This is a genomic window from Pseudomonas sp. ACM7 (assembly GCF_004136015.1).
Taxonomy (GTDB): Bacteria; Pseudomonadota; Gammaproteobacteria; order Pseudomonadales; family Pseudomonadaceae; genus Aquipseudomonas; species Aquipseudomonas frigoris.
The window spans coordinates 4,100,529-4,112,791 of the sequence record NZ_CP024866.1 but is presented as its reverse complement, the minus strand read 5'-3'; the positions used below and the strand labels follow the sequence as shown (position 1 = coordinate 4,112,791).

Annotated in this window: 12 protein-coding genes and 1 pseudogene; 2 read left to right on the top strand and 11 right to left on the bottom strand. The window is 59.2% G+C overall.

Annotation, left to right across the window (positions count from 1 at the left end; genetic code table 11):
* The 10 genes from CUN63_RS19460 to CUN63_RS19415 all read right to left on the bottom strand — a co-directional run bounded on the left by CUN63_RS19460 (window position 1) and on the right by CUN63_RS19415 (window position 8,281).
* The gene (locus CUN63_RS19460; RefSeq protein WP_129441667.1) at window positions 1-1,239 is read right to left on the bottom strand and encodes a DNA circularization protein; all 1,239 of its coding nucleotides are present in this window, start codon (window positions 1,237-1,239) and stop codon (window positions 1-3) included.
* Window positions 1,226-2,788: a phage tail protein gene (locus CUN63_RS19455; RefSeq protein WP_129441665.1), complete on the bottom strand. Its 1,563-nt coding sequence runs from the start codon at window positions 2,786-2,788 to the stop codon at window positions 1,226-1,228. The genes CUN63_RS19460 and CUN63_RS19455 overlap by 14 nt, the downstream gene beginning before the upstream one ends.
* Before the next feature lie 130 nt (window positions 2,789-2,918).
* The gene (locus CUN63_RS19450) at window positions 2,919-3,215 is read right to left on the bottom strand and encodes a phage tail assembly protein (RefSeq protein WP_046054588.1); all 297 of its coding nucleotides are present in this window, start codon (window positions 3,213-3,215) and stop codon (window positions 2,919-2,921) included.
* The gene (locus CUN63_RS19445) at window positions 3,212-3,559 is read right to left on the bottom strand and encodes a phage tail tube protein (RefSeq protein WP_129441663.1); all 348 of its coding nucleotides are present in this window, start codon (window positions 3,557-3,559) and stop codon (window positions 3,212-3,214) included. Before CUN63_RS19445 ends, CUN63_RS19450 begins: the two co-directional genes overlap by 4 nt.
* Before the next feature lie 67 nt (window positions 3,560-3,626).
* Window positions 3,627-5,132, bottom strand: a complete 1,506-nt coding sequence (locus CUN63_RS19440) for a phage tail sheath subtilisin-like domain-containing protein (RefSeq protein ID WP_129441661.1) — start codon at window positions 5,130-5,132, stop codon at window positions 3,627-3,629.
* Window positions 5,132-5,314, bottom strand: coding sequence for a DUF2635 domain-containing protein (locus CUN63_RS19435; protein WP_003198311.1), 183 nt, complete (start codon window positions 5,312-5,314; stop codon window positions 5,132-5,134). The genes CUN63_RS19440 and CUN63_RS19435 overlap by 1 nt, the downstream gene beginning before the upstream one ends.
* The gene (locus CUN63_RS19430) at window positions 5,311-5,895 is read right to left on the bottom strand and encodes a hypothetical protein (RefSeq protein ID WP_129441659.1); all 585 of its coding nucleotides are present in this window, start codon (window positions 5,893-5,895) and stop codon (window positions 5,311-5,313) included. The genes CUN63_RS19435 and CUN63_RS19430 overlap by 4 nt, the downstream gene beginning before the upstream one ends.
* Window positions 5,896-6,029: 134 nt before the next feature.
* Window positions 6,030-6,377, bottom strand: coding sequence for a phage holin family protein (locus CUN63_RS19425; protein ID WP_056739181.1), 348 nt, complete (start codon window positions 6,375-6,377; stop codon window positions 6,030-6,032).
* Window positions 6,378-6,447: 70 nt separating this feature from the next.
* Complete coding sequence (locus tag CUN63_RS19420) at window positions 6,448-7,029, bottom strand: DUF642 domain-containing protein (RefSeq protein WP_129441657.1); 582 nt, start codon at window positions 7,027-7,029, stop codon at window positions 6,448-6,450.
* A gap of 517 nt (window positions 7,030-7,546) precedes the next feature.
* The gene (locus CUN63_RS19415) at window positions 7,547-8,281 is read right to left on the bottom strand and encodes an XRE family transcriptional regulator (RefSeq protein WP_129445119.1); all 735 of its coding nucleotides are present in this window, start codon (window positions 8,279-8,281) and stop codon (window positions 7,547-7,549) included.
* 211 nt (window positions 8,282-8,492) lie between these two features.
* On the opposite strand from CUN63_RS19415, the gene mutS reads away from it, so the two are divergent.
* Window positions 8,493-11,072, top strand: a complete 2,580-nt coding sequence (gene mutS / locus CUN63_RS19410; RefSeq protein WP_129441655.1) for a DNA mismatch repair protein MutS — start codon at window positions 8,493-8,495, stop codon at window positions 11,070-11,072.
* Window positions 11,073-11,214: 142 nt separating this feature from the next.
* A complete protein-coding gene (gene fdxA / locus CUN63_RS19405) occupies window positions 11,215-11,538 on the top strand; it encodes a ferredoxin FdxA (protein ID WP_008154011.1) in 324 nt (107 codons plus the stop codon).
* 501 nt (window positions 11,539-12,039) lie between these two features.
* Here fdxA and CUN63_RS32265 read toward each other — a convergent pair.
* Window positions 12,040-12,263 (bottom strand): annotated as a pseudogene (locus tag CUN63_RS32265) (group II intron reverse transcriptase/maturase); the annotation flags it as partial.

The window sequence follows — 12,263 nt, the reverse complement described above, 5'->3', positions numbered from 1 at the left end:
CTATTCCCCCAAGACTTTGATGTCGTCCAGCGGGAGAAAACCCGGATGAATAATGCCGTTGCGCTGTAGTACTTCAGCGATTCGCGTGGCGTCTCCACTTTGCTGATAGATCACGACCAGCCCCGGAAGGCTTTGCTTGAAAGACTTGCTGACCAGTCGAACGCCGGACGATGCGACCGCTTTCAAATGCGCCCGGAGCGCCTGACGCAGATTGCTCATCGCCAGATAGTGCGCGGGGTCCGCCTTGGCCTCGGGCAGCTTGAACACTTCCTCAAGTGCCGCACGCAGGGCCTCTAAATCGTCGACCACCGGAACGTCCTGGTGCGTGGTCGGTTGCACAGCCTGATGCCCGACCGGCAGGTTGGTGACCCGCTTGACTGCCTGCGAAGCCACCGGCATCGACGCCACCCACTGGGCTACTTGCACAATCAAGGTGTCCTGCACCAGATTGGTCAGCGCCTGGGCCGCAGCGGTGGTGTCCTTGCCGGTAGTCAGCTTCGGCGCGTCGGCCTTCTTGATGGCTTCGACCTGCTGGGAGACGTTGGCAATCACGCCACGATAACCTTCACGGGCGAAGTCCTTCAGTTCGTTGATGTCGCCGATCAATCCCTTGAATTCCGCTGCCACGTCCTTGGGCAGTTCCTTGACGGCTTTGACCAGATCGCTGATCTGCTGGTACTCATCGATCAACGGCTGAAGGTGCTGCTGAATCACCTCGTAAGCCTCCTTGATGCTGTTGCGCAGGTTGGCAATGCCGATCCGCGCCGCCTTGATCAAGGTCATCGCGTCTTCGAAGCGTTTCACCGCGGAGCCCAGCAGGCTGTCGGCCGACACCAGCAATAACTTCTGCGTGCTGACCGCCGCCGTCGGAAACGGCACCGGTTGATCGGGGTAAAACTTCAGCGTAAAGGTCACCAGCCCGCCGTCCTGGCGGGTGTGAGTCATGTCGCATTCGCCGACCTTGACCTGCAGACGTCCGAGCCACGGGTGAACCAGTTCACCACTGCCCTGCTCCAGCGCCTTGAGCAGCTTGTCGCGCTGCTCCAGGCAATCGGGGCCGACGATAAATGCGGTCAAATCGTGAATCTTCGCCTGCAGGCCAAGGCCCTCGAAATACGGCAGATCGCGCTGCGGGTACTCGTGCAACTGGCCCTTTTGGCCGACCGGGTTTTTCGCCTGATCGACCCAGAACCGGATGCCGCGAAATGACGCCGGCATTAAACGGTCACGCCAGCTCATTGGAACCTCCAAGGGACAGTGTGCGGTAGCCGATGCGCGAATTGAGCGCCAGCGCCGGTTGATTGGTTTGCGGCTGATCGGTGCGCATGCCGGCCGGCGCATTTTCGAAGCGCACGGTCAGGCCGCCTTCGAGTTGTGTGCGGTTATTGGCGGCGCTTTGCTGGATCAGGGCGCTGGAGTTTTGTGTCAAGGAGCCAGGCTGCATCAAGGGTTTGTGCGGCAGATTGCCGGGCAGCACTGACAGGCTTTGTGGTTGCTCGGTATCGGCGCCAAAAAACGCCGGCGCAAACTTACCGTTGCCTTCGGCATTGGTTTTTTCTTGAGCCTCGGTCAGGCCTTCGACCTTGCCGGTCACACTGGCGACAAGGCTGCCGAAACCACCGGCAAAGAATTCCTTGATCGGCGCGACGACACCTTGAAGCTTGTCCCACCATTGGCTGAACCATTCGGTGATCGGCTCCCAACGCTTTTTGATCTCTTCCAGCGGAAACCAGTCAAACAGGCTGCGCAGCGTGTCGAACATCACCAGCGCCGGGACCTTGATGCCGTCCCAGATCCCGGAAAACAGTTCGGTGACCGCGCCCCAACCAGCGATGATCATCTCCCGCGGCGACCAGTCGAACAGGCCGTGCAGAACGTCCATGACCGGCACCGACAGCGCTCTGAGCAAGTCCCAGATGGCCGAGAACAGACCTGTCAACGGAGTCCAGTTGCTGATGATCAAACCCAGTGGCGACCAGGAAAAAAGCGTCTGGAAAAAACCGATTACCGGCGTGGCCGCCGCTTTGATGACGTCCCAGATCGCCGCGAACACGGCGGTGATCGGTCCCCAATGGCTGATGATTTGTCCCAGCGGCGTGAACGCAAACATCGTCCTGAAGAACTCGACCATGGGCATCACGACCGGAGAAATCTTTTGCCAAAGCCCGGCGAAGAACGCCGATATGGGCTTCCAGTTGGCCACAATCAAACCGGCTGCCAGGGCGATGCCCGTGGCAATCAACACGATGGGATGGGTCTTGAGCACCATGTTCATCAGATCGAACACTTGGGTCGCGCCGGTCACGGCGGTTTGCATCGCCGAAAACGCAATGGCACCGGCCGCCAGTCCCTCGACCAGCTTCGGGTTGTCATTGAGCAGATTGCCAAAGCCAATGAGCAGCGGCTGAAGCCCTGCCGTGACGGTCGCGACGGCGGGTTGTAAAGCGGTGTTTGCGGCAGCCGACACCTGCTCCAGCGACCGACTGAACACATTCAGGGTTTGCGCAGCGGTGGTCGGCACGTTCGGCACATCGACACCTTTGGCGGCCTCATTGACCTCGGTCAATTGGCCCTTGAACGCAGCGGACGCCTTGATCCCGTCCACGAAGGGCGTGATCACGCTGCCACCCTTGAACAGACCGCTGATGTCCAGCTTGCCCAGCCCCGTCTGTTCAAGGTGTGTTCTGAAGCCCTCGAACCTCGCTCGAAGGCTGGCGAGCTTGGGGGTCAGTTCATCGATCCCCGTCAGCCGGACCGACTTTTTATCTTCCTTTTCCATGTCTGCCATCACTGCACCTGCTGCATCGCATTGATCCGTTGCGCGTGCTCCAGCGATTCGCGGAGCACATCCAAAGGCCTGGCCATCATCTGTTCGGGGTCAACCTTCCAGAACCAGGCCAGGTCATAGGCGACTGAAATCAGGTCGGTGATGGCTCCGACGCCGCACTCATGAAAAAACTCGCGACAGCCCAGCTCAGCGCGTTGAGGTCAGCCAGATCCAACTGATTGACCGACGACGGCGGGATGCCGGCGCACACGGCGATGTATTTGGCCGCGACGTCCATGTCGAGGCTGACTTCTTCGCTCTTGTCGATCTTGTACGGCAGCGCCTTGATCGCTCGAACTTCCTGCACCGTTGGACGGCGCAGGTTGAGTTCGGTCAAGGGCTCGCCGTGAGCTTCGATCGCAACCTGAAGCTTCACGGCGCCAGTCATTGCCAGGTCCCCTTGATGCCTTCGAACTTCAGTTCGATGGTGGCGTCATCGCCTTTCGATACCGGCTCTTCCACCAGGTAGGCGCCGGCCAGTACGTAGACTTTGCCGTTGCTGAATTCGCAGGTGACGGTCATGTCGGAACCTGCGATCAGTTGCTTGAGCGGGAAGTCCGCGGTGTGCAGCGCCGTCACTTTGAACGACGGGGAAATGTCAGTTTCCTTGTAGAAACCCGGTACGACGGTTTCCCGTTTCACAGCCATCAACGGCGCTTCGCAGCCGCCATTGATAGTCAGTTGAGCGCCGTCCACTTTGACGTAGCAGGTGCCCGCAATCAGTTGACCCATGGTGTTTCTCCCTTCAAATAAAAAGCCCACGCGAGGTGGGCTGAAATCACACAGTCAAAGGCAGCGATCAGGCTGCGTCGTCGTACTGCAGACGGAATTGGTTGAGCAGCGCGAACACGCGCAGACCGTTGATGTAATCCGGCGGGAACAGCACGTTGACCCGGCTCGGGTCCTGCACGTCGCGCTCGACGATCAAGTGCTCGGCAAACAGCTCGGCGTTTTCTACGTGACCTTCCAGTTCGAGCTTGGCGTACTGGGCGATCAGCTCACCGCGAATAGTGCTCGGGGTCACGATCGGCTGGCCGGCGCCGAAACGGGTGCCGTCAGAGGCCAGTTTGTGGCGACCGTATTTGCTGGTGATCACACTTTGCAGACGACGCACGATGAACGCCGACTGGTGCATGGTTTCACTGTCCAGGTAGGAATTGTCTGCCTGGCCGTAGGCGTTCTTCTGATAGGTGGTAATCGAACGCTGAATGCGCACGTAGCCGCCTTCGTAGTACGCGGTGGCGATCCCGTAGTTGAGCAGCGACTGACGCTCGGTCAGGGTGAAACGCTCACTGGCCGGCGCCGGGTCGAGACCTGGCAGGCTGCCGCTTTGGGTCGGACGGCTGGCGTCGGCGGAGATGAACACCGACGTGCGCGCAGCGAGTGCAGCGGCCTGAACCCAGAATGGTTGTGGTACGCCTGGTTCCAGCGCCTGGATGGTCATGTGCTGATCGTTACGCGCCTGGCCGGCAGCGACCAAAGTACCGATGGTGCCGCGCTTGGCGCTGTAGACATGACCGAACAATTGCTTGGCCCACGACCAACGACCGGTGCTGTCATCCATGACCGCTTGCCAGGTGTTGAGGGTCGACAGGTCCGAGAATGGCATGCAAATGAACTCGAACGGTTCATCGCCCAGCGCCGCTACCGCAGCGACCTGATCCGGCACACCGGCGCCGCCGGTCATGGCGGTGATGGCGGTGATGGCCGTGGTCAGGCCGGCCGGAGTTTCTTCGCCGTTGCTCTTGCCCAGGCGATTGAATTGCAGGCTGATGTCGTTACCGCTGTCGCCAGTCCATTTGGCGCTCAGGGTCACGATACCTTCTACGGCTGCTGCGCTGACCGGCAGATCTGCCGAGGCGTTGATTCTCAGCGCCAGCGCGGCAGCCGCCTGAGCTGCCGTGGCGCCGTTGACGATGGCAGCTTGAACGCGAACGCCGCCGACGTACAGGTTGAGCACACCGCTCTGGGTCGCGGCACCGGTCAGGGTCAGCACACCTTTGGCGATGCTGCCTTTAGTGTTGTGCAGCGGCAGGCACCAGATCTCGCCGATCGGGTCGGTCTTGCGCCAGGTTTCGTACATCGAGGCGAGCATCGAGCCCTGACCGCCAATGCTCTTGGCCAGCGCCACGCTGGACACCAACACCAGTTTCCCGACGTCGGCCGGCGCAATGTTGTCGTTGACCTGAGCGACGATCAAACGGCGCATGGCCGACGACGCGCTATTGGCGGCCGAATTGTCCATTTCTGCGTAGAACAGCGGAACACGAATGTCCGCGGGGATGTTGCTGAATCCGATCGCCATTATTTGGCTCCCTGTGGTTTCGCCGCTTTCACGGCTTTGGTAGTGATATCGCCATCGGCCAGACGTCGACGCCACCAGGCGTTGTCCGGCACTTCACGGCCCTCGAGGGGCAACAGATCGCCCGCTTCCGGGTCCGGCACGGCGCGGCCTGGGGCCGGCAGCACGGTGATGCGTTTGCTCATGGGGTTACGTCTCCAGAGAAAGTCAGTTCCAGGCGTCCGTCGGGGCCTGGGCGTTTCAGATTGGGGTCCGCCGGATCGATCGCATCGACCCGCACGGTGACCCCGGTAAAGGACGACAAGCCATCCAGTTCACGTTCGTGCCAGCTCTCCGCAGGCTGACCAGGCAGATTGCGACCGAGCTGGAACTCGGCAAAAAAGCGCAGGCGATACAGCACGCGGTTGCTGTTGATGGAAACCCGTTCGCCGCCGTCATAGGCGATGGCGGCGTAATCACTGCCGGGCTTGAAACCCACCAGCGCCCGCCACAGTTCGGCCCGCAGGTCGTGCAACAGATCCAGCGCTTTTGTAGCGTCGGTGGTGTCAAGCACCAGGGTCACTTCGAAGCGATCGCGGATCGGTTGCAGGGTTTGGTTTTGCGCCACGCTTTTACTTGTCAGATCGGCGAGCGGTACGACATAGGCGCAAGGGGTTTGCAGCGGATTGCTGGCTTGTAGCGTGTCAAGGTCGATGCCGGCGGCCACGCGATTGGCGAGGGTTGGGCAGTGATCACGCAGTTGCGAAATCAGCGGGGTGATCTTCATGGTGTTTTCACCGGGCAATAAAAAACCCGCTTGTTGGCGGGTTTGAGTGAAAGGTACTGGCCTTGGGAAACCCGCGTCCTTGCGGGTCGGATGCTGGTCGGCACCGCTGCTCGCCATTCCATTGGGCTTTGTGTTCAGTGGTCCTGGCGGGTATCTCGCGGCGGCACTTCGCAAACGCCAATCCGCTTGGCTGCCCAACGTTCATAAAGGCCAATGGCAACATCTGCCCCGGCCATCGCCGTAAGGCAACCGAACGCGCAAGCCGTCCAGATCGACACGCCGGCGGCATACAGCAGCATGATGGCCGAGACCCCGCAGACCATGCAGGCCCCGGATCGCAAGGCCAGACGCCGCAGCAATGACCAGCCGCGGGCGCCCTCCTTGTCGGCGCGCCACATTTCGCCGGACACCCCGCCCACCAGGGCGAGGACGATGACGAGCCAGATCGGCATGTCCAGCAACGCTTGTTGCTCGTTTGTCATGTCACGCCTCCTGGGGATCGATGAGATGCGCCTCTCGGAAATGAGCCGCCTGGTTTTGATCGACGAAGAACTACAGCTTTTCAACGATCACGTTGTCGATGAAAGCGAAGTTGACGTACGGGTTCTGCTCGTTGGAAAAGGCCAGGGTTGTTTGATTCGTGGTAGCAGTGAAGTCATAAGTCACGGTATTCCACTCGACGACGCCACCCTTGACCGTTGGTGTGTTGAAGAGCGCGGTCTGACCGGCCACTTTCACTTGCACGACACCATCGCCGGATCGGTTGGCGTACATCGAATTGCCCATGCTGAAAGTCAATCGGTACTTGGCCCCTATCACGGTGGCAAAGTTCTGCTGAATCCCGCCACCATTGCTGTAAACGTTGTTAGCCAGATCGACGATCACTGCGCCTTCCGCTGCCGCAGATCCAGGGATCGAAGCGCGCATGTTGAAATACTCGGCACCCGACAGAAAGGTCGTCCAGCCCGTGATGAAGTTGGCTTTCACCGTCGTGTCCAGCACGCAGCTGTCGCTGCAGCCGGGTTGTTCAAAGCTGCCGTTGACCAGGAGGTTCGCCGCGGTGGCACTGCCAGCAAGGCCGACAAGGGCCAAAGCCAACATCAGCGGGGCAATGATTTTCTTGAGTCCGTTCATGGTTTTACCTATTAAGTGGAATGTCTTGATTGCGCAACGGTCGCTGCACAGTCGATCCCCAATGGGGGGTTGATATACCTGACGGTAGGCAGGCATTCCAAAAAGCCCGGTCGCCCAGGCTTTTCAGTAATGCGGTCCATCGCGTTGATCTTTCGGCGCTACTGGCGCGGTACGGATCGATTCAAATTGTTTTTCCGACCGCGGTCCCTGCCCGCCGGATAACTGCTTTTGGTGCTTTACGCTGCACACCCGGGTCAGTTGCCAACCCTCTGAACCGTTGAGGCCGGTTCATCGCTGCCTTGTGGTGGAACTAAAGAGCTTCGTTTCGAGCTGCTTTGTTGAGCGGCTTGAGACAAAGAATATGCATGGATGCATATACAGTCAATGCATTAATGCATTTATTTATGCGTTTGAAATGCATAGGCGCATGAAAGTCCCGTAGGCAAAGGCGCTGGCCGCTTTTCGGCAGGCGAAAAAAAACCCGCTCGGTGGCGGGTTTTATCTGACAGCGGTGAGGTTATCGGGCGTACATGCCCCACCAGAAGACGTGACCGAGGATGACAATCTGCTCTTCCTGGATTTCCTGGAAGGTGTAGTCCTCGTCCGGATGTTCATCGCGATTGAAGCTGCGCAGGCGTATCCCGGTAGGCAGGCGATAAAGCTGTTTCACCCGCATCTGGCCGTTATGGTTAATGGCATAAAGGTCGCCATCCACGATATCGCCGATCCCGCACTTGCCGGCATTAACGCCGACGGTGGCGCCGTCGCGCAGTACCGGCAACATACTGTTGCCGCGCACCGTCACGCATTTGGCCTGGTCGAACTGCACGCCGTTGTGGCGCAGACTCCGCTTGCCGAAGCGCAGGCTAGAGCGTTCGCTCTCTTCGATGACGAACCTTCCTGATCCTGCAGCCAATTCAACCTCGCGAAGAAAGGGGACTGATACCTCGTCATCATCGACGGGCGTATCGTCGTCCCACAGACTTATGTCCTTGAGTTCCGAATGCAATTGATCGCGCCCGGTGCTGGCTGCCGGCGCGACATCCGCACGGCCCCGCAACTGGTCGGTGCTCACGGCGAAGTACTCGGCGATCTTCGAGATGTGTTTATCCGAGGGATCGACGATCTTCCCGCCGAGGATCCGCGAGAGAGTGGATTGAGGCACGCCGGTGCGACGGTGAAGCTCCGTGGGGGAGATCCCGTGTTGATCGAGCAGCGCTCTTAAGACGGTAGAAACATTGCGTTTTTGCATAAAGCGCATAGTGCTTGTTCTTTTCGCGGAAGACAAATGCCAAATTGCATAAATTGCGCATATACCGTGCATAGACAGAAGAAATGTATCGCAGGGCTTTCATGCCTGCGTCGGGTGGACCGCCCATGTTAACCTTGCGCCCATCGCGGAAAAGCCGGGCCGATGCCCCTCCTTTGCCCTACACCTTTCAACGAATTTGCCTGATTATCCGATGAATAAAGCGCTCTCCGATCTGTCCTCCCACACGCCAATGATGCAGCAGTACTGGCGCCTGAAACACCAGCACCCAGACCAGCTGATGTTTTATCGCATGGGCGACTTCTACGAGATCTTCTACGAAGACGCGAAGAAAGCCGCCAAATTGCTGGACATCACCCTGACCGCCCGTGGGCAGTCGGCAGGTCAGGCGATTCCCATGTGTGGGATTCCTTACCACGCCGCGGAAGGTTACCTGGCGAAACTGGTCAAGCTCGGCGAGTCGGTGGTGATCTGTGAGCAGGTCGGCGACCCGGCGACCAGCAAGGGCCCGGTGGATCGTCAGGTGGTGCGGATCATCACGCCGGGTACGGTCAGTGACGAAGCGCTGCTGGATGAGCGTCGGGATAACCTGATCGCAGCGGTCCTGGGTGACGAGCGTCTGTTCGGCCTCGCGGTTCTGGATATCACCAGCGGCAACTTCACCGTGCTGGAGATCAAGGGCTGGGAAAATTTGCTGGCGGAACTGGAGCGGGTCAATCCGGTAGAGCTGATGATTCCGGACGACTGGCCGAAGGATCTGCCGGCGGAGAAACGTCGTGGGGTTCGTCGCCGTGCGCCGTGGGATTTCGAGCGTGACTCGGCACTGAAAAGTCTTTGCCAACAATTCTCGACCCAGGACTTGAAAGGTTTCGGTTGCGAGAACCTGACCCTGGCCATCGGCGCCGCCGGTTGCCTGCTCAGCTACGCCAAGGAAACCCAGCGCACCGCCCTGCCCCATTTGCGCAGCCTGCGTCATGAACGCCTGGACGACACCGTGGTGCTGGACGGCGCGAGCCGTCGCAACCTGGAACTGGACACTAACCTGGCTGGCGGTCGCGACAACACGTTGCAATCGGTGGTCGATCGCTGCCAGACCGCCATGGGCAGCCGTCTGCTGACCCGCTGGCTGAACCGTCCGCTGCGGGATTTGACCGTATTGCTGGCGCGCCAGACCTCGATTACCTGCCTGCTCGACGGTTACCGCTTCGAGAAACTGCAACCGCAGCTCAAGGAGATCGGCGACATCGAGCGGATCCTGGCGCGGATCGGCCTGCGCAATGCCCGTCCTCGTGACCTGGCTCGCCTGCGCGATGCGCTGGGTGCATTGCCTGAGTTGCAGGTTGCGATGACCGAGCTGGAAGCTCCGCACATTATTCAACTGGCGAAGACCACCAGCACCTACCCGGAACTGGCGGCCCTGCTGGAAAAAGCCATCATCGACAACCCGCCAGCAGTCATCCGTGACGGCGGCGTGTTGAAAACCGGCTACGACGCCGAGTTGGACGATTTGCAATCGCTCAGCGAGAACGCCGGGCAGTTCCTGATCGACCTCGAAGCACGCGAGAAGGCCCGTACCGGTCTGTCACACCTGAAAGTCGGTTACAACCGCATTCATGGCTACTTCATCGAGTTGCCAAGCAAGCAGGCTGAGTCGGCGCCGGCAGACTATATCCGTCGCCAGACGCTGAAAGGTGCCGAGCGCTTCATTACGCCGGAATTGAAGGCGTTCGAAGACAAGGCGCTGTCAGCGAAGAGCCGCGCCCTGGCGCGCGAGAAGATGCTCTACGAAGCACTGCTCGAAGATTTGATCGCCCAGTTGCCACCGCTGCAAGACACCGCCGCGGCACTGGCCGAGCTGGACGTGCTGACCAACCTTGCCGAACGTGCACTGAACCTCGATCTGAACTGCCCGCGCTTCGTCAGTGAGCCGTGCATGCGCATCAGCCAGGGTCGTCACCCGGTGGTCGAGCAAGTGCTGACCACGCCGTTCGTGGCCAACGACTTGAGCCTCGACGACAACACCCGCATGCTGGTGATCACCGGTCCGAACATGGGCGGTAAATCCACCTACATGCGCCAGACCGCTCTGATCGTGCTGCTGGCACACATCGGCAGCTTCGTGCCGGCAGCCAGTTGCGAGTTGTCTCTGGTGGACCGGATCTTTACCCGGATCGGTTCCAGCGATGACCTGGCCGGCGGGCGCTCGACCTTCATGGTCGAAATGAGCGAAACCGCGAACATTCTGCACAACGCCACCGAGCGCAGCCTGGTGTTGATGGACGAAGTCGGTCGCGGCACCAGCACCTTTGACGGTCTGTCCCTAGCGTGGGCTGCCGCCGAGCGCCTGGCGCATCTGCGAGCTTATACGCTGTTCGCAACCCACTACTTCGAGCTGACCGTATTGCCGGAAGCCCAACCGCTGGTGGCGAACGTCCACCTCAACGCTACCGAGCACAACGAACGCATCGTGTTCCTGCACCACGTGCTGCCAGGGCCTGCCAGCCAGAGCTACGGCCTTGCGGTTGCGCAGTTGGCCGGTGTGCCGAGCGAAGTGATCGTGCGCGCTCGCGAACACCTGGGCCGGTTGGAAGCGACCGCCCTGCCTCATGAAGTTCCCAAGACTGCCAAAGGCAAACCGGCCGCGCCGCAGCAGAGCGACATGTTCGCCAGCCTGCCGCATCCGGTGCTGGATGATCTGGCCAAACTTGATCTGGACGACATGACACCGCGTCGGGCGCTAGAAATGCTCTATACACTAAAGACACGGATCTAACGCACTTGCCTGCAAGCTGTTAGAATCTCGCGCGGTTTGGGATGCTGCTGGCTTATAGCCTGACCAGCAGACTATCGCTCCCAAACCTGGCGACCCCAACGTGAAGGGGCTCCGCTGCCGCCGCCTGAGGAGAAAATTAGAAATGACCTTCGTCGTCACCGACAACTGCATCAAGTGCAAGTACACCGACTGCGTAGAAGTCTGTCCGGTGGACTGCTTTTACGAAGGCCCGAACTTCCTGGTGATTCACCCGGATGAGTGCATCGACTGCGCACTGTGCGAACCAGAATGCCCTGCCGTGGCCATCTTCTCCGAAGATGAAGTCCCGGAAGACATGCAGCAATTCATTCAGCTGAACGTTGAGCTGGCGGAAATCTGGCCCAACATTACCGAGAAGAAAGAATCGTTGCCCGATGCCGAAGAGTGGGATGGCGTCAAAGGCAAGATCAAAGATCTCGAACGCTGATTACCCCCGCGTTCTCGAAAAGGCCCCTTGCGGGCCTTTTTGCTTTTCTGCAGGCAAAAAAAGGGGCGGTTTGACCCGCCCACATTTTTTCCCTATTCCCTGTGTTCCTTTTCATCGTCCTGATGAATCGCTTCCTGCGACGTCCTTTCCCCTCTTCCTTGAAGGGCGTGTCTGTCCGTCGACACAGTTCAGATATTAGAGAGTTCCCTACCAAGAGCAATCACCCCCGTTAGCTGAAACTGGCTGTCACAAGCTATTAATCTTAAAAAATAAGCATATAAATCAATTAGTTAATCATCTCTCACGTAGGAATATGTACGGCTGCTACCCATGGAATTAGCGAACACTTACGAAAGAGTAAGCAAACACTTACAGCGAGAGACTACAAAGCAGATGTGATTACGGAGGGAACTCCCAGCCTGTTTCCCAGATCGAGTAGGAGGCGGCTTTACAGCCGCCGTCCTCTCACACCACCGTACGTACGGATCCGTATACGGCGGTTCAAGCTATGCGGCTAAGCCGGTTTATCGTATCCAGTACCGAAACTAACCCAAGCTGACCCCATAGTTTCTTCGGCAGCGCCTGATTCATATGAGATGCGCCTGAGCTCCACCATGGGCCTCGGCCATTGAAGGCTGATTTGCAGGCGCGAGCTTCGCTAAGCCCCAGGCGCATCAAGTTACGTGCCCTCGTTGAGGGCCGCTTCCATTGTCGCCAGACGACGC